The sequence below is a fragment of the Rhizobium sp. LjRoot30 genome (genome assembly GCF_964253915.1).
Lineage (GTDB): Bacteria > Pseudomonadota > Alphaproteobacteria > Rhizobiales > Rhizobiaceae > Metarhizobium.
Genome location: NZ_CAXUSG020000017.1, coordinates 72612 through 89193, shown reverse-complemented (window position 1 = coordinate 89193; position 16582 = coordinate 72612). Strand labels below are relative to the sequence as shown.

Here is a 16582-nt window from a genome sequence, read left to right as displayed (position 1 = left end):
GTTACAATTGGGTTTGGGTTCTTTTGCTGAAGGACAGCATTCCCTGCCCCATTCCCGTTGATTCAGAAGACGGACGATCCACCGCCTGGCTTCTGACAGTGAAGATACAAAACGGTTCGGGCCGCGCAATCATCAACTTGTCATCTTCGCGACAATCCGCGTCTCTTGTCGCCGTCCTGTTGCCAAAACAACACAAAACGGCGAACGACCCGCCACAAGACTTTATAAAGAGTTAAAAAACGCGTTGAATTTGAAGCGTTTCCGGCGCTGGCACAACGGGGCGGACGATCTGATCCGGGCCGTTCAGGCGCCATATGCGGCGATTCCCGATTCTTTCCGGGCATCGCGGCAAGGCACGCGGGACAATGATTCCGGCGCGCAACAAAGGAGAAGTCCGGCTCGAAAGCCGGACTTCATGACACCTGCCTTGCGGCGATCAGAAGCTGCGCTGGAAGCGGACCATGCCGTTCCATTGGTCTTCGTCGATCGAATCCCAGTTGGTGTAGGTCACTTCCGGCTGGATGATCAGGCCCGGAACCGGGTTCCACTTGACGTTCGCAGCAGCTGCGAAGGTTTCGGAGTCGGTGTAGGCGATCTGCATGTTGAGATCGAGGCTGTCGGAAACCTGGTAGCCAGCGCCGGCCCACAGAGCCCAGTCACCCCAGCCGATACCCGTCAGGCTGCCGCCGCCTGCAGGGGCGAAGGTGTGCACGACGTCGCCGTCAGAGTTCCAGCCGCCCATGACGAAAGCCGAGAAATCGCCGAACGTGCCGTCGACACGAGCCTTGATCGCACTTTCTTCGGCGCTTTCATCGTAACCGCCAACAACGCGGAACTGGAAGTTGCCAGCCTTGTAGCCGAGACCGCCGACGAGATCGACCATGTACTCGTCGCCGTCCTTGGAGTCGTCCTGTACGGAAACGACGGCGCTGAAGCCGCTGTCGCCCTTGTAGATGTAGCTGATCTGGTTGACTTCGAACTGGCCGAAGGAAACCACGTCGTCGTTTGCCACGTCGCCGGCGTTGCCCGTGAAGTTGGTGAACTGCGAGTCAGCCAGACCGACGAGGAAGCCGGCGAGCGTGATGTTGGCAGCCATCAGCTTGGTGGTGGTGTGCGTGCCGTCGTTGTAGTCACCGTCGAAATCCCAGCGGGCGACGATCTTGGTCTTCAGCGCGCCGTATTCCGTGTCGCTGGCAGAATCCATGTACAGCTCAGCGCGGCTCTTCGTGCGCCAGCCCGTATCGCTGTTCGGCGAGTAGGAGTTGGCAGCCTGAACGTCGAAACGAACGCGGCCACCAACCTTGAGGCAGGTTTCCGTGCCCGGGATGTAGAAATAGCCGGTGCCGAAAGCGTCGCAAACGCGGACATATTCCATGGGCTCGGGCTCGGCAGCTACGATTGCGTCAGCAGCCTGTGCGCCGGAAACTACAGCGAGGGCTGCAGCGGAGCCGAGAAGAAGGCTCTTGATGTTCATTTTAAATCTCCAGTCATAGATGTCCGGACCCGTTATGCGGATCCTTCGCCCCAGGGCAGAATTTCGACCCACCCCACATAGAAACAACGAACCACCCCGGTTCGCCGCCGAGGGCAGAGATCGTCCAAGCGCCGGCGGAGAGCAAAAGATAATGCAGTCACAATTTGCACACCGGCATCCGGTTGAAAGCAACTGTGGCAAGAGCGCCACGATATTGCCCACAAGACGGGCTTTTGTTACAGTTTCATGACAAAAGTTTTTACAATTCAGTGATTTAGCACAATTCATGAGGGAGCACTCCACAACCATCCGGCGCATCACCGCCATCGTTGCTGCGCCATCGGATCGCGCAGCTTCCCGCACGGATAAAATCCCGCCGCTACGGATGAAAAGCGGCCATGCCGTCCGGTCCCTACGCAATAGCATCGTGCAAGATTGGTATTTTTAGCAGACCAGTTTTCACTCACCACTTTTGGGAGACGGTCGCAAGCCACCGGGCGCAGGGCCTCACCGCAAAACGGCCGGCGCGGCGACATATCCGTACAGAAATCTGTTCCGTCGCCGCCGCTCTTCAACGATCGCCGGGCAGGACCGTCAGTGCTGCATTCCGGCAAATGCAGGTTTTTTCATCACGAGAGGTGACAGTTGCGGTGGAATGGTTTAACTGGACTGACGAACAGTCCAGTGCTTGGCGGATCACATGATCAGTCCTCTCTCGCCTCTCCGCGAAACCATTCACAAGCAGACCGCGAAGGACATGATTCGCGACAAGATCGTCTCGATGGTCGCCTCCGGCATCCTGCAGATGGGCGACGAGCTGCCGAGCGAGCGCGAATTGGCGACCATGCTGATGGTCAGCCGCGAAACCGTAAGGGGCGCCATCCAACGGCTTGCCGGCGAAGGTGTCGTGCAGGTGTCCCAGGGCGCGCGCACGCGGATCGCGCGCGTCGATGTCGAGGTCGGCATGCAGCGGATCGGCGTCACCAATCCGACAGCGATCAACGGTTACGGCCTGGAGGCGGTGCATTCCGCCCGGCTTCTCGTCGAGACAGCCGTCGTCGCCGATGCGGCGCGCCACCTCAGCAACGAAGACATCAGACGGCTGGAGGATTCGATCACGGCGCAGGAACAGGCGGTCAAGGACCCGGTCCTGTTCCTGATCTGCGACCGGGAATTTCACCTGACCATCTACTACGCGTCGCAAAACCGGCTGCTGGCCGATTTCGTCGTGGATCTCTACACATACATGCTGGACTATCGGCGCATCGCCATGGCGCAGCCCGGCGCCATTGAAAAAAGCCTTGAAGATCACCGGTTCATTGTGCGCGCCTTGAAAATGCGCAATCCCGAAGCGGTCGCCGCAGCCTTTGCAGAGCATATCCTGCGCATTCACGACACGACGCTGGCGGTTGACCGGGAGGGCCGGCTGGGCGACGTCGAAAAGACGACTGCCTGAGCGTTCTCTCGCCCGAGCTTTAACGGCTCACGCCGCAAGGGACCAGTCACACCGCATTCCCGGGCGTAAATCCGCCGCGTATTGCTGCTGGATTGGCGCCAGACAGCCATTGTCAGCAGAAGAGGATCACGCCTTGAGCTTCCGCCTTCCCGACCTGTCCGGCCGGTCGCCGACATCCAACAGCGGCCTGAACATACTGGAATATGAATTGATGGCCGAGCGTGCCGATTCGCTCGGCCGCCATGGCCGGAAAGTCGAAGCGGCATTGGAAAACTTGAGGGATTGCCTGCCGGAAGGCAGCGGTGCCACAGATCGCGAGGCTCTGTTGAACGATGCGTCCGACGCGGTCTGGGCATTCTTCGTGCAGCGCGAAATTTGCGGGCTGCGCAATGGTCGGGAAGTCATTCAGCGTTACGTCATTCCGGCACAAGTGCTGGCAAGGCTTGGTGCGTCGCGAAAATAGGCGGTGACGCCGTCAGGCGGACTGAGGCGCCGCAATCGGAAACTGGCTCTCGAACAGACGCAGGAGCGCCGTCATTTCCCGGGCCGTGCCATGACGCAGAAAAACCGAAAGGCATCGGAAGGCGACCCTGGTCTCATCACTGCTGGCGTGCCGCTGCATCAATTCTTCAACAGCCGAATCCAGTGCCAGATGATCCGCAGTCGCCAAAACGCCCTCCATGATTCGCCGCATTTTCAGATTCTAGGCTTCGGCTTCCGAGACAGTCAATCGATCATATTGTAATACGATATTCAGCGTCCCACGCGCAGCTTGCGCAACAACCAGGCCCTTCCTCCGAGTTCAGAAAAAAGCCAGGAACAACAGGACGGCGGATAACGGAACGAAAAAACAAACCGCAATGCGTTTGAATTGCTTCATCCGCAGGGTCCGCCCACCTTCCCAATCATATGCCATCCGATGCTCCGAGCACGATTACAGATTGTTCCCTAATACGGGAACCTTTTCCGTAGCTTACCAAATATCGCTTCCGGCGCCGATGCACGCCCTCGGCAGCTCATTTGCGCAGGCGGCGCGTCCTTTTCTGCGGAACCCGGCTCTTGTCCCAGATCTCGTTGAAGCTCTCGACGGCGGCGGCGCTCATTGGCCGACCGAAGAAATAACCCTGCAGGTGGTCGCACCCTTTCTCGACCAGCCATCGGGCCTGTTCTTCGGTTTCGACGCCTTCGGCCGTCACCGCCATGCCGAGACCATGGGAAAGGCCGATGACGAATTCGACAATGGTGCGGCTGTTTTCATTCTCGATGAGGTCGGAGATGAAATATTTGTCGATCTTGATGTAATCGAAGGGAAAATTCTTGAGATAGGACAGCGACGAATATTCGGTGCCGAAGTCATCGAGCGCGATGCGTATGCCCAGCAGCTTGAGGATGTTGAGAATGTCGAGATTGTTGATCGTCCGCTCGAGCAGCACCGATTCGGTGATTTCCAGGATCAGCCGCTCTGCGGGAAAACCAACAGCGTCCAGCACCTGGGAAATATTGTCCGTCAGATCTGCCGACAGGAACTGCGCGGGTGAGAGATTGACGGCAATGGACTGGTGTTCGGGCCAGTTGAGGGCATCCGCGCAGGCCTGCCGCAATGCCAGAACGCCGATCTCGGACATCAGCCCGTCCGCCTCGGCGATCGGAATGAAGGTCACAGGGGGAATCAGCCCGAGAATGGGATGGCGCCAACGCAATAACGCCTCGTAGCCCGCGATCGACCTGCCGGCAACGATCGGCTGATATTCCACGAACAGTTCTTTGCGTTTCAACGCCAACCGCAGATCACGGCGAAGCGTCTGATGGTCGTCCATAGCTGTAAAACCCCTGCGCGGCCATTCTTGTTCGTCGTTGGCAACAGTCGCGCTGTGCAAGATTTTTATGGTCCACGGCGCGAAAGATAACGGAAACTCGTTAACGAGATTCCTGCCCGCATGACGCGGCATTGACAGCATTCATTGTGATTTTGGGTTGTATGCGCCGATTTCAAGTGAGATGCGCCAGAAATGCCCGCTTCGACGCCGGGTTCAAGCGGCGAAGGTTAACATTTATCGACCGCCAGACCGGATGAGCGCGGCGCGGCGACAGCAAATGCACGAGGGCGACAGCGGCGTCTTTCCGCTACCGCCCTGATTTTTTCAGATCGGGTCCAGCGATCGGCGGAACGCCCGCTCAGGCAGCCTTGACCACGGCATCGAGCGGCAGCTCGACATCAATCTCCAGCACGGAGACGTGCTCGTCGCGGTCCATCTTGACGCAGACCTTGTCCTGATCGACCTGCACATGCCTGGCGATCACTGCGAGGATCTCTTCACGCAACAGCGATACCAGATCCGACCCCGCCGGCGAACGTTCGTGCGCCAGCAGAATCTGCAGGCGTTCGCGGGCCAGGGGGGCCGAGCGTTGCTTGCCGAAGAAGCGGAGAAAACTCATGCTGCCCTCCGTCCGAATATCTTGCCGAACAGGCTGCGCCGGTCGCCGGGAATGGAGATCGGCACGGGCTCGCCGGTCAGCCGGCGCACGGCATCGAAATAGGCCATGGCGGGCGCGCTGCGATTATCGGCGAGCGTCACCGGGGCGCCGATGTTGGAGGCACGCAACACGTCGGTGCTTTCGGGGATGATGCCGAGCAGAGGGATGGACAGGATTTCCAGAACGTCGTCGACCTTCAGCATGTCGCCGCGATCGGCACGCATGGAATCGTAACGCGTCAGCAGCAGGTGCTTTTCCATGCGCTCGCCCATTTCCGCCTTCAGCGTCTTGGAATCGAGCAGTCCTATGATGCGGTCGGAATCGCGCACCGACGAGACTTCCGGGTTGGCGACGACGATCGCCATGTCCGCATGACGCATCGCCAGGGTCGCACCGCGCTCGATGCCGGCCGGGCTGTCGCAGATGATCCAGTCGAAATGCTTCTTCAGGTCGTTGATGACGCGCTCCACACCTTCCGGCGTCAGGCTGTCCTTGTCGCGGGTCTGCGAGGCCGGCAGCAGGAACAGCGTTTCCAGCCGCTTGTCGCGGATCAGCGCCTGCGGCAGCTTGGCGTCGCCCTGAATGACGTTGACCAGATCGTAGACCACGCGGCGCTCGGCGCCCATGACGAGGTCGAGATTGCGCAGGCCGACGTCAAAATCCACGACCACCGTCCGCTCGTTTCTCTGCGCCAGCGCAGCGCCGATTGCGGCCGTCGACGTGGTCTTGCCGACCCCGCCCTTTCCTGATGTTACGACGACGACTTTTGCCATCTTGCGCTCCTGTGTGCTGGCCGGTCCCGGCTCAGATAAGTTTCTCTGCCATGATTGCTTCGCCTTCGAGCCAAAGCTGCACTGCTTTTCCGCGAAGTTCGGGGGCCAGATCATCGGCCGTCTTGTAAATTCCATCGATGGCCAGAAGCTCCGCTTCGAGCTTCCGGCAGAAGATTCGCGCCGAGGCGTTACCGACCGAACCGGCCAGTGCCCGGCCGCGCAAAGCGCCGTAGATATGCACCGAGCCGCCGGCGATGACTTCGGCACCGGACGAAACCGAACCGATGACCGTCACATCCCCTTCGGGGAAGATCAGCGACTGGCCGGAGCGGATCGGCTCGCGGACGATGATCGACGGCGTCGGCATGCGCGCTTCGACAACGACCGGCGCTGCAGGCATCACTTCCACCGTTTCGACGGCCGGTTTCTTTGCAGCAGCCTCGACCTCGAAATCAGATGCGGGGCGTCCGCCCTTCATTGCTGCTGGCATGCCAGGTCCCAGAAGCGAAGGGCGTGCACCCTCGACGCCCATGATCCGGACGTTGCGCTTCCCAAGCTCCTCGATCAGTTCTTTCAATTGCTTACGGTCGATCGTCAGATCCGTGACGTCGAGGACGACGGGCCTGTCGAGAAAGAATCCGGCCGACCGCGCGGCCAGATCGTCGAGCCGGACCAGCCATTGATCGAGGGGTAGATCCGGTGAAAGAACGACCGCGAGGAACGACCGACCCTTGATCCGGATGGAGCGGGAATCTGTTAGCACTTTGGTGATCTACGTTAATTTTTCGTTGCTTAGGTCTACCTTGCGGATGGTTAACAAAAGGTTAATTCGCACTCTGTGGAGCCTCCCGCAGGCGTAGCCGAAACGTGTTTTTCCCGACCGGCGGCGGCGTGGAAAACCGGGATGACACGGCAAAACGGGGGCTTGGAAAGAAGAGCTCGCGCTATCAGCAATGTGAGATTTTTTTCGCGGCGGCGGCAACGGATCACAGGATATCGGCAACCTCCCGCATCATCCGGCGGTCGCAAGGCCTCTTCTGTCGCGGGCAAATCCGAATCATCGCAAATTGGCGAGCCATCCCGGCGTTTTTCTGACATGGATCAAATCCGAAACGACGGCGGGCGCTATAAGGCGGCAGCTGCCTGCTGCTCAAGGAACCCCGCATTGGTGACCCTCGCCTTCATCACGACGTCAGCATTGATCCTGCTTACGCCCGGCCCGACCAACACCCTGCTTGCCGCCTCTGGAGCAACGCTCGGATTGCGCAGGGCCGCACCGATGCCGATTGCCGAAGCCATCGGTTATGCCGTGGCGATTTCCCTGCTGGTGCTGGTGTCGCAGGCCATCCAGGGCCATGCGGCGCTGCAGATCCTTCTGCGGCTGGCGGCTGCCGGGTGGCTGCTCTATTCCGCCTGCCGCCTCTGGAGCCTGCCGTTCACCGCCTCCCCCGGCCCTTCCGGCAGCACGTTCATGCGAGTATTGCTGACGACGATGATCAATCCGAAAGCGCTGTTGGTCGGCACCGTGCTGATACCGACGGGTGCCGAGGGCGCGCCGCTGTGGATCGCCACCTACGTTGCCCTTTCGGTGGTCGCGGGTTTCGGCTGGGTTCTCCTCGGCTCGCTGCTGCCGCTCGGCCTTCGCCGCCATGCCTATAAAACGGCATCGGTCATCCTCGGCGGTTTTTCGATTGCGGTTGCCGCCCAGGCACTGGCTTGAACATGCCACGCTGAGATCGTCAGGATGCCAGTTCCTGGATAAAATCCAGAAAGACGCGCACCTTGGCCGACACGAGTTGCGATGCATGGTGATAGGCATAGAGGGGAAAGGTCTCGTCCGACCAATCCGGCAGCACCTCGACCAGCCTTTGCTGGGCGATGAAATCCTTGGCATAGAGTTCCAGCAGCTGGGCAATGCCGCCGCCGCCGAGGCAGGCTCCCAGCAGGGAGCCGGTGTCGTTGACCATCAGCCGTCCCATCGCTGCGAATGGATAGGTTTCCTGTCCACGCTGGAACTCCCACTCGAAGGGACGCCCCGTCGACGGGTCGCGCAGCAGAACACAGCGATGCCCCTCCTCCAGATCGCCGGGATGTCGGGGCTCGCCATGGCGCGCCAGATAGAGATCGGAAGCGCAGGTCACGACACGGGTCTCAAGCAGCAGCCGCGCCCTCAGCGATGACGGTTCGGGGAGACCGAAACGGACGGAAACATCAAAGCCATCGGCGACGAGGTCGCCCATCCGGTCACGGACGCTGATCTCCACCGACAAATCCGGATGCCGGTCGAGAAGCACGCCGATCCGCGGCGCCAGCACGAAATGCGCAAACGCGCCGTCGGCATTGACCCGCAGCCGGCCCCGGACCGACGCCTTCGAACCGCCGGCGCTCACCGCCGCTTCCTCGATGCCGGCCAGCAGCGGCGTCACCGCCTCATAGAACCGCCGCCCCTCGTCGGTGAGCGAAATGGCACGCGCCGTGCGATTGAAGATGCGGATGCCGACGCGCTCCTCCAACCGGGCGACGGCGCGGCTGACGGCCGGCTGCGTCAACCCCAGCGCTTCCCCGGCACGCGCAAAACTGCCGGCCTGCACCACAGCGGAAACGACGCCGATGCCGCTCAGCAAACGGCTGTCAAAAGCCATAGACATACTTTCAGTCATTTATAATCTGATAAGAATGCATTTCTTTTATTCTCTGTTCAAGCCTAGGTATTCATCGTCGCCGTACAGGCGACGGCATCGAACAAGGAGCAAATCATGAGCAATTCCGAAAAAGTGGCCCTGATCACCGGGTCCTCGCGTGGCATCGGGGCGGAACTTGCGGTTCGTCTTGCAGCGGATGGCTTCAAGGTGGTTATCAACTATGCTGGCAGTGCCGGCCCTGCCCGGGAGGTCGCCGACAGGATCAAGGCTGCCGGCGGCGATGCGATCGTCGTGCAGGCGGATGTCGCCGATCCCGCGGCCGTCAACACCCTGTTCGACGCGGCCGAACAGGCCTTCGGCGGCATCGACGTCGCCGTCAACAACGCCGGCATCATGAAGCTCGCGCCGATCGCGACGTTCGACGACAAGAGTTTCGACCAGACCATCGCCATCAACCTGAAGGGAACGTTCAACGTCTGCCGTGCCGCTGCCAAGCGCCTGCGTGACGGCGGTCGTATCATCAATTTTTCGTCGAGCGTCATCGGCATGCGCCTGCCGACCTACGGCGTCTACATCGCCACCAAAGCCGCCGTCGAAGGTTTGACACAGGTGCTGGCGCAGGAAATGCGCGGCCGCGGCATCACCGTCAATGCCGTCGCGCCGGGGCCGGTTGCGACCGACCTCTTCCTGGAAGGCAAGAGCCCGGAACTGATCGAACGCCTCGCCAAGATGAACCCGCTGGAACGCCTCGGCCAGACCGCCGACATCGTCGGCGTCGTTTCCTTCCTGGCAGGCCCGGACGGAGCCTGGATCAACGGCCAGACGCTACGCGCCAATGGCGGTATGTGCTGACTGGCGAAAGAAGATCGTCCGAGTTTATTGGGAAAGAAGGGATGGGACCGGATTAAGTCCAATTATGGCGGAGAGGAAGGGATTCGAACCCTCGATACCGTTCCCGGTATACGCCCTTAGCAGGGGCGCGCCTTCGACCACTCGGCCACCTCTCCGTCGCCGGTCTGACTAAGTGGTTTGCCTTGGCAGATCAAGCTCTTTTTTGGATTTGTGACGCTTTTTCCCGCCCGGTGCGACAGCGATTTTTCCGGTGCATGCGAAAGGATGAGGAGGCAGGCCGGGCCGACTGTCTCCGAAAACGGCAGATCCCTCCAAGGCAAGGAGACAGGCCTCCTGCAGACCATTGCGGATAGGGTGATCGGCCTCTATCGACTCTCCGTCGAAAAGCTGCTTGAATGCTTGCTGTAAGGCTGCATATCGGTCCTGTTGAATGTGAGGGGGTCAATGGATTACGATTGGAGCGGAACACGCACGCGGCGTGTCCATCATTTCAAGATCGGTCTGATCTTTTTTGCGGCAGCAACCCTGCTCGCAATCCCGCTGCTTATCACGATCGGCTGATCCGCGGATAAAGCAAGCGGCTGCGTACATAGTCGTCACCGACGATTTCGCCCGCCACCTCTTCGGCGCGTTGCCGTTCTATGGGTGAACGGACGAAGCCGCTGAGGACGACATACGATCCCACCACGGAAACAGAGATCGCCGACGCATCGATGTCATAGGCGACGGACAGGGCGTTGCTGACGGCAGCCGCCGCCGCGTCATGATCACGGTTCTGCCGTTCGAAAGGGTCGTCGTCCGCGCCGGGAAATCGAAAAACCATCCTACCGTCCTCTCCTGCGACACAAGGCGCCGTTCATGGCGCGCTCATGACATCGGGTTACCCCTTGCAATGGACGCGCCACGACGTCCGCAAATGGGCGCCATGCCGTGGCATGCCTGGGATAAACGCCTGGGGAGGCAATCGGTTCAAAGAGAATGAACCCTTGGCGGCCGAAGCCACCGTCTTTCGGCAATTGGAGCGCTGTCCGACACCGAAGCGATTTCGCTTCGGCTGGAAATGCTTCAGTAGCTGCTCGAGGAGCCGCCACCGCTGTCACGACCCGTGAACGAGGCGGCAAGGCCGCGCAGGGCCGCCGAAAAAGTCGTTACATCCGTGCCCACCGCCAGCAAATTGGCACCGACATCCCTGTAGTGGCGGGTGACCGTCTCGTCGAGTGTCAGGATACCGGCAGCCTTGCCGGCGGCGCGGATGGTGCGGATCGCCTTTTCGACCACCTTACGGACCTCGGGTGCATCGGCCTGGCCGAGCAGGCCCATGTCGGCAGCAAGGTCCGCCGGGCCGATGAAGACACCGTCGACGCCATCCACCGCGGCGATCCGTTCGAGATCCTCCATTGCCGCACGACTTTCGGCCTGCACCAGCAGGCAGACCTCCGCATTGGCGGTCGGCACGTAGTCGGGCACAGTGTTGAAGTAGGACGCCCGCGCGATCGCCGCGCCGACGCCGCGCACGCCTGCGGGTGGATACCGCGTGGCGCGCACGAGGTCTTCGGCCTGCTCGGCGGAATCGACCATCGGCACGAGGACCGTCCGGGCGCCGATATCGAGCAGCTGCTTGATGACCCAGGTCTCGCCGATCGGTGCGCGCACGGCCACCTCGACCGGCAAGCCTTCGAGCACCTGCAATTGCCGCATGATGCTACGGATATCGTTCGGGCCGTGCTCACCGTCGATGACGAGCCAGTCGAAACCGGCACGGCCGGCGATCTCGGCGGCGTAGGCATCGGCCATCGCGAGCCACAGGCCGATCAGCGGCCGGCCGTCCTGCATGGCGGCCTTCAGGCCATTCCTGGGTGCGGGCATGGGAAATCCTGTTATGCGAGCAATTGTTTCAGGTCGGTCGCCGGATCGGCGAGCAGCGCCTTGTCCGGCGTGATGCCGCTCTCGATCATCTTCTTGCCGGCGACATAGGCGCGGGCATCATTGATGGCATCGACGGCGATCAGTTTTCCTGCCTTGAAATACCAGACGGAAGCGCTGCCTTCGCGGGCGCCAGGACGCAGCAGCGTCTCGTCGTAACCGAGATTGAAGCCGGCAATCTGCAGCTTGACATCGTATTGATCCGACCAGAACCACGGTTTCGGCTCGTAAGGCGCCGAACCGCCGGCCATGAGCGCTGCAGCTGCCTCCGCCTGGTCGACGGCGTTCTGCACCGATTCCAGGCGGATGCGCATGCCTTTCCACGGCAACATGGCGCAGTCGCCCATCGCATAGATGGCCGGATCGGAACTGCGGGCAAATTCATCGACGACGATGCCGTTGGCGACGTCGAGACCCGCTTCCTTCGCAAGCTGGTCGTTCGGCGTCACACCGATGCCGGCAATGACGAAATCCAGCTCGATCACCGAACCGTCGGATAGCTCCGCCCCCGAAACATGGCCGTTCGTGTCGATCAGCTTCGTCAGGCCGACGCCTTCGCGGATGACCACGTCATGCCCAAGATGGATGGTGCGCATGATATCGGCCGTTTCCTTGGCCGCCACGCGCTGCAGGATGCGCTCGGCCATTTCGATGACCGTCACCTCCAGCCCGAGATGGCGAGCGACAGCGGCGGCCTCCAGGCCGATGTAGCCGCCACCGATAATCAGCAGGCGACGGCCTGCACGCATCTCGCCGGTCAGGAGATCGGCATCGCGCTTGTCGCGGGCGACGTAGACGCCGCGCAGTTCACCGCCGACGCTGGCCGGCAGTTGCCGCGGCGTCGAGCCGGTGGCGAGTGCCAGGGTCTCGTAGTCGATCCGCGAGCCATCCTGCATCACCACCTGGCGCTGCTCACGATCGATCCTTTCGACCCAGGTGGAAAGGCGCACCTCGACATCGTTGTCGTGGAACCACTGCTCCGGCCGGAACAGCAGGCGATCGAAACTCATTTCGCCCAGCAGGTATTTTTTGGAAAGCGGTGGCCGCTGATAAGGAAGGCTTTCTTCAATGCCGATCATGGTGATCGGCCGCGTGTCCTTCAATGCCCTAAGTTTCGCGGCAAGAGCAAACCCAGCCTGCCCTGCCCCGACGATAACCAGTCTGCCTGCCACGTATTCCTCCTTCCGGCACTGCCGGATATGCCCGCCCCGGCTGCCCGTCCCCTTTGATCGAATCCGATTTGGTGTTTTGCAAGGCAGCAGTGGCAAAGGCGTAGCGGCAAGGACTGTCGAGGTCAACGCTGTCAAAGCTGAATGGGGCTGCGCCATTGCTTCCGCCAAAGCGCGCCGCGCATTTTTCCTGGCCGCAGGCCTTGAAACAAATAGCCCGGCCGCTGGGCGGCCGGGCTATTTGAAGCTGCAGGAACGTCTGTTTTAGGACTTCTGGCCAGCCAGTTTGTCGATGGCATTCTGAGTGGCGACACCGAAATCGCCGTCAACCGGACCGGAATAATATCCCCGCTCCTTCAGCAGACGCTGCACTTCCTTACGGAACTGGGCAGTGAAGTTTCCGGGATAGGTCTTCATCTCGTCACGCTTCGACGGCTCGCCACCCTCGACGCTCGCCACGGCCCAGCGAGCCGCCTGCTTCGGGTCGGCACGTGTCCCGAGCCCCTGATCGTAGAGGCGCGAGAGATTGCCCATCGCATAAGCGTTGCCACCGTTTGCGGCATCTTCGTAGAGACGACGGGCTTCGGCAAAGTCCTGCTTCACACCGTTGCCGCTTTCATAAAGCCAGGCGAGAGAGGCGACGGAGTAAAAATCATTCTCCTTGGCGGCCAGTTCGTACCAGCGGCGCGCCTCGTTGAAGTCGATTGCAGTACCCAGGCCATTCTGGACGGCATAACCCATCGAGGACATGGCATTGACATCACCGGCGTCGGCAGCCTTGCGATACCATTCCAGCGATTTTGCATAGTCCTGCGGCAGACCGACGCCTTCACGATGCATCCAGCCCAGTGAAGCCATGGCGTTGGCGTAACCCTGCTCCCCGGACAGTGTGTACCACCGGGCAGCTTCGTTGACGTCCTTGGTCACGCCCGCATAACCCTCGCGGTAGACCCAGGCGATCGAAGCCTGCGCATAGGCGTTGCCGGCTTCGGCAGCCTTGCGGAACATCGACATGCCGGCGTCGGTATCCTGCGCGCCATCCGTGCCGTAGATCGAGAACCAGGCAAGGTTCGTCAGTGCGTACAGGTTGCCGGCATCGATGGCCTGCTGGTAGGAGCGCCGCGCTTCGGGGTAGTTCTGCGCAGCGTCGTAGGCACGGCCCAGCATGTTCACCAGCATGGGATCGCTGGCATCATCGGCAATCGCCTGCTTGCAGGCCGGGATAGCCTTGCCGGTGTCGATCTTTGCAAACAGCACCCCGTTGAAACCGGGCTGAGAATTCGGCTCTCCGGCCAGTTCATAGCACTGCTTCACCGATTCGCTGGAGCTCGTCGTGCCCGAAGACTGCAACCCGGTCGACGTGGAAACCGTGCTGCTGCCGGTGGAAGCCACCTCCGTGCGGCCGGCGGCAAGCGCATCGAGAGCCGCCACCGTCGAGCTGCCGAAGATGCCGTCAAGGTTGCCGCTGAACAGATTGCGTTCCTTGAGCAGGCCCTGAAGCTCCTTGCGGAACTCTTCGGTGAAGTTTTCGGGCTTCTGCTTGAGTTCCGTCAGCTTGTCGGCATCCTTGCTTTCAACCGCGGCAACCGCCCAGCGAACGGCTTCCTTGGGATCGGCCTTGGTGCCGAGACCCCAGTCGTAAAGTCGGCTCAGATTGCCCATGGCATAGGTGCTGCCGGAATTCGCAGCCTTTTCATACCAGTAGCGCGCTTCGATGTAATCCTGCTTCACGCCATTGCCGGTATCGTAGAGCCAGGCAAGCGATGCCATCGAATAGGAATCGTCGGCCTTGGTGCCCTTTTCGTACCAGGCCTTGGCTTCGGCATAATTCTGCGCCGTGCCGAGACCGTTCTGGTAGGCATATCCCAGCGAGGAGATGGCGTTCGCATCGCCACGCTCCGCCGCCTGACGGTAATAATCCAGCGACTTGACGTAATCCTGGGTGACGCCCACGCCTTCGCGGTAGAACCAGCCCATGCTGGCGAGCGCGTTGGCATTGCCCTGGTTGGCAGCCTGGCCGTACCATTTCAGGGCTTCGGCATAATCCTGCTTAACGCCGCCGTAGCCTTCGCGATACAGCCAGCCGAGAGACGCCTGACCGTAGTGGTTGCCGGCGATCGATGCCTTTTCGAACATCTGGCGGCCGGCTTCGACGTCCAGCGTGCCATCGGTGCCGTAGACCGAGAACCAGCCAAGGTTGGTCAGGGCGTACATGTTGCCGAGATCCACAGCCTTCTGGTAGTTGCGCCGCGCCTCGGTGTAGTTTCGGCCTGCGTCATAGGAACGGCCCAGCAGGTTAACGAGCATGCCGTCCTGCGGGTTCTCGTTGACAGCCTGGGCGCAGGCAGTCAACGACCGGGTGGAATCGATCTTCAGAAACGCCACGCCGTTGAAATCGGGCAGCGATTGCGGCTCGCCGGCGAGCAGGTAGCAATCACGCACCGCCTGGCTCTGCTGCTGCTCGACATTGACGGAAAGCCCCTTCTGCGGCTCGAGCGAAGCGATCTGCTGCTCGGCTTCGGCCTTGTGACCGCTTTCCGGATACCGTTCGATGAAGCGTGTGAGCGCTGCCGCATCCGTCGAGCCTTTGAGAGCTTCCCACGCGATTTCGGAGGCATCCTGACCCTTGGTCTGTTCTGCCTCGGCCAAAAGCTTGAGCTTCTTTTCGGCCAGCATCTTGTAGACCGGGTCGGAGCCATGCTTGGTAATGAAGGCGTCCAGCAGATCCTTGTCGGCGAGATCGCGGATATTCTGCCAGTCGGCAGCCGCTTCCGACTGGCCGTTCGGCGAAACCTGCTGCTGCTGTTCGGTACCGGTGGTCCCGTTGTTCGTGACGTTGATGTTGACTTCCTTGATGTTCAGGAAGATCTGCGCGCCACCCAACGAACCGTAAACGAACGGCTCCTGGTTGCGATCGGTGGCCTGCACCACCTCGTCACGCACCTTGCCCAGCGCAATACGGACATCGACGCCCGGCTGGACGAGATATTTCGACAGCGCTTCGGCGAAGGGGCTGTTGACGCCATCGCCATCGAGCGCCACCGTGCCGGCCTTCGAGGCGAAGGCGATAAGCATATCGGCCGATTCCGGCTCGACGCGGGCAAGGCCCTTGGTCACGGCGCGTGTGCCGACCGACCGGGTCATCGTCTGCACGAACGGATTGTTACGGCAGGCGTCCAGAATGATCAGCTTCAGTCGCTTGGCGCCTTCGATGGAGCGCTGCACGCGGTCGAGCGGCACGGCCTCGTCCTCGACATCCTTGTCGGTCTGAAGCCTGGCGTCGACCGGCAGAAGGTAGTTTTGGCCGTTCATCTCCATTCCGTGTCCGGAATAATAGACGACCGCAACGTCAGCACCTTCCGCCTTGTCCTCAAAATTTCGCAACGCTTTGACCATGGCGGACCTATCCAGGTCCACCACAGTCTCAATCATGTCAAAACCTGCGCTTTCCAGCGATGAACGCATCAGTTCGATGTCGTTTGCTGGATTTTTCAGCTGACTCGTTTCACTATAGTTGCTGTTGCCGATCAAAAGAGCGACCCGGCTTGCAGCCAGGGCGTCGTCGAAGCGGAAAACCACCACAGCAACTGAAATGAAAAGCAGCGGCATCCAGCGACGTGAATGTCGAATGTACATGCCCAACCCTCCGGCAATATATTTACAGATTATTACGTATGGGCGGGTGCCTTTCAATGACTCGACTGGATGATTTTTTTCATTTTTTTACCGTTGAAGACCAAGCGTTGCATCCTAATTTGGTGTTTCCCGCAGGCTTTGCAGGCGTATCAAGGTGATACGGACAGTTTTAGCGGTTTTCT

The 16582-nt window shown here is 60.6% G+C and carries 15 protein-coding genes, 1 tRNA gene and 1 pseudogene; 5 read left to right on the top strand and 12 right to left on the bottom strand.

Going from position 1 to position 16582, the window contains the following annotated elements; translation table 11 throughout:
* Positions 1–236: hypothetical protein (locus ACSQ3I_RS24665; RefSeq protein ID WP_436003370.1), on the top strand; the 236-nt coding region annotated here is incomplete at its 5' end.
* Positions 237–436: 200 nt separating this feature from the next.
* On the opposite strand, the gene ACSQ3I_RS24660 is transcribed toward ACSQ3I_RS24665, so the two are convergent.
* Complete coding sequence (locus ACSQ3I_RS24660) at positions 437–1474, bottom strand: porin (protein WP_436003368.1); 1038 nt, start codon at positions 1472–1474, stop codon at positions 437–439.
* 700 nt (positions 1475–2174) lie between these two features.
* Between ACSQ3I_RS24660 and ACSQ3I_RS24655 the strand changes: the two genes are divergently transcribed.
* Together ACSQ3I_RS24655 and ACSQ3I_RS24650 are read left to right on the top strand one after the other, a co-directional pair.
* Complete coding sequence (locus ACSQ3I_RS24655) at positions 2175–2930, top strand: FadR/GntR family transcriptional regulator (RefSeq protein ID WP_436003366.1); 756 nt, start codon at positions 2175–2177, stop codon at positions 2928–2930.
* Positions 2931–3063: 133 nt separating this feature from the next.
* Positions 3064–3393, top strand: a complete 330-nt coding sequence (locus ACSQ3I_RS24650) for a DUF6665 family protein (RefSeq protein ID WP_436003364.1) — start codon at positions 3064–3066, stop codon at positions 3391–3393.
* Between the two features lie 12 nt (positions 3394–3405).
* Here ACSQ3I_RS24650 and ACSQ3I_RS24645 read toward each other — a convergent pair whose 3' ends face one another.
* The 5 genes and pseudogenes from ACSQ3I_RS24645 to minC form a co-directional block, all read right to left on the bottom strand.
* Positions 3406–3600, bottom strand: coding sequence for a hypothetical protein (locus ACSQ3I_RS24645; protein WP_436003362.1), 195 nt, complete (start codon positions 3598–3600; stop codon positions 3406–3408).
* A gap of 346 nt (positions 3601–3946) precedes the next feature.
* A pseudogene (locus ACSQ3I_RS24640) lies at positions 3947–4747 on the bottom strand (putative bifunctional diguanylate cyclase/phosphodiesterase); the annotation flags it as partial.
* A gap of 358 nt (positions 4748–5105) precedes the next feature.
* The gene (gene minE / locus ACSQ3I_RS24635) at positions 5106–5366 is read right to left on the bottom strand and encodes a cell division topological specificity factor MinE (protein ID WP_436003360.1); all 261 of its coding nucleotides are present in this window, start codon (positions 5364–5366) and stop codon (positions 5106–5108) included.
* The gene (minD, locus tag ACSQ3I_RS24630; protein WP_436003358.1) at positions 5363–6178 is read right to left on the bottom strand and encodes a septum site-determining protein MinD; all 816 of its coding nucleotides are present in this window, start codon (positions 6176–6178) and stop codon (positions 5363–5365) included. The genes minE and minD overlap by 4 nt, the downstream gene beginning before the upstream one ends.
* Before the next feature lie 31 nt (positions 6179–6209).
* Entirely contained in the window at positions 6210–6950 is a 741-nt protein-coding gene (gene minC / locus ACSQ3I_RS24625; RefSeq protein ID WP_436003387.1) for a septum site-determining protein MinC, read from the bottom strand.
* A gap of 396 nt (positions 6951–7346) precedes the next feature.
* Between minC and ACSQ3I_RS24620 the strand changes: the two genes are divergently transcribed.
* On the top strand, positions 7347–7898 hold the full coding sequence (locus tag ACSQ3I_RS24620; RefSeq protein WP_436003384.1) for a LysE family translocator: 552 nt from the start codon (positions 7347–7349) through the stop codon (positions 7896–7898).
* A gap of 19 nt (positions 7899–7917) precedes the next feature.
* Here ACSQ3I_RS24620 and ACSQ3I_RS24615 read toward each other — a convergent pair whose 3' ends face one another.
* The gene (locus ACSQ3I_RS24615) at positions 7918–8820 is read right to left on the bottom strand and encodes a LysR family transcriptional regulator (RefSeq protein WP_436003382.1); all 903 of its coding nucleotides are present in this window, start codon (positions 8818–8820) and stop codon (positions 7918–7920) included.
* 114 nt (positions 8821–8934) lie between these two features.
* Between ACSQ3I_RS24615 and ACSQ3I_RS24610 the strand changes: the two genes are divergently transcribed.
* The gene (locus ACSQ3I_RS24610) at positions 8935–9672 is read left to right on the top strand and encodes an SDR family oxidoreductase (protein WP_436003356.1); all 738 of its coding nucleotides are present in this window, start codon (positions 8935–8937) and stop codon (positions 9670–9672) included.
* Between the two features lie 65 nt (positions 9673–9737).
* Here the strand turns inward: ACSQ3I_RS24610 and ACSQ3I_RS24605 are convergent.
* From ACSQ3I_RS24605 to ACSQ3I_RS24585, 5 genes are all read right to left on the bottom strand, one after another.
* Positions 9738–9827 (bottom strand) — tRNA-Ser (locus ACSQ3I_RS24605).
* A gap of 392 nt (positions 9828–10219) precedes the next feature.
* Positions 10220–10495 (bottom strand): BON domain-containing protein, encoded by a 276-nt coding sequence (locus tag ACSQ3I_RS24600; RefSeq protein WP_436003354.1) that lies wholly within the window; start codon positions 10493–10495, stop codon positions 10220–10222.
* A 242-nt stretch (positions 10496–10737) separates the two neighbouring features.
* Positions 10738–11538, bottom strand: coding sequence for an aldolase/citrate lyase family protein (locus ACSQ3I_RS24595; protein ID WP_436003352.1), 801 nt, complete (start codon positions 11536–11538; stop codon positions 10738–10740).
* 11 nt (positions 11539–11549) lie between these two features.
* Entirely contained in the window at positions 11550–12767 is a 1218-nt protein-coding gene (locus ACSQ3I_RS24590; protein WP_436003350.1) for an NAD(P)/FAD-dependent oxidoreductase, read from the bottom strand.
* Between the two features lie 261 nt (positions 12768–13028).
* Positions 13029–16400 carry a caspase family protein gene (locus ACSQ3I_RS24585; RefSeq protein ID WP_436003348.1) on the bottom strand — a complete coding sequence of 1124 codons (3372 nt, stop codon included), beginning with the start codon at positions 16398–16400 and terminating at the stop codon, positions 13029–13031.
* Positions 16401–16582 lie beyond the last annotated feature (182 nt).

What these genes read in the sequence shown, in the direction of transcription:
- ACSQ3I_RS24585 (WP_436003348.1), bottom strand. Translation starts at nt 16,400, where the DNA reads ATGTACATTCGACATTCACGTCGCTGGATGCCGCTGCTTTTCATTTCA.
- ACSQ3I_RS24660 (WP_436003368.1), bottom strand. Translation starts at nt 1,474, where the DNA reads ATGAACATCAAGAGCCTTCTTCTCGGCTCCGCTGCAGCCCTCGCTGTA.
- minD (WP_436003358.1), bottom strand. Translation starts at nt 6,178, where the DNA reads ATGGCAAAAGTCGTCGTCGTAACATCAGGAAAGGGCGGGGTCGGCAAG.
- ACSQ3I_RS24655 (WP_436003366.1), top strand. Translation starts at nt 2,175, where the DNA reads ATGATCAGTCCTCTCTCGCCTCTCCGCGAAACCATTCACAAGCAGACC.
- ACSQ3I_RS24600 (WP_436003354.1), bottom strand. Translation starts at nt 10,495, where the DNA reads ATGGTTTTTCGATTTCCCGGCGCGGACGACGACCCTTTCGAACGGCAG.
- ACSQ3I_RS24595 (WP_436003352.1), bottom strand. Translation starts at nt 11,538, where the DNA reads ATGCCCGCACCCAGGAATGGCCTGAAGGCCGCCATGCAGGACGGCCGG.
- minE (WP_436003360.1), bottom strand. Translation starts at nt 5,366, where the DNA reads ATGAGTTTTCTCCGCTTCTTCGGCAAGCAACGCTCGGCCCCCCTGGCC.
- ACSQ3I_RS24610 (WP_436003356.1), top strand. Translation starts at nt 8,935, where the DNA reads ATGAGCAATTCCGAAAAAGTGGCCCTGATCACCGGGTCCTCGCGTGGC.
- ACSQ3I_RS24615 (WP_436003382.1), bottom strand. Translation starts at nt 8,820, where the DNA reads ATGGCTTTTGACAGCCGTTTGCTGAGCGGCATCGGCGTCGTTTCCGCT.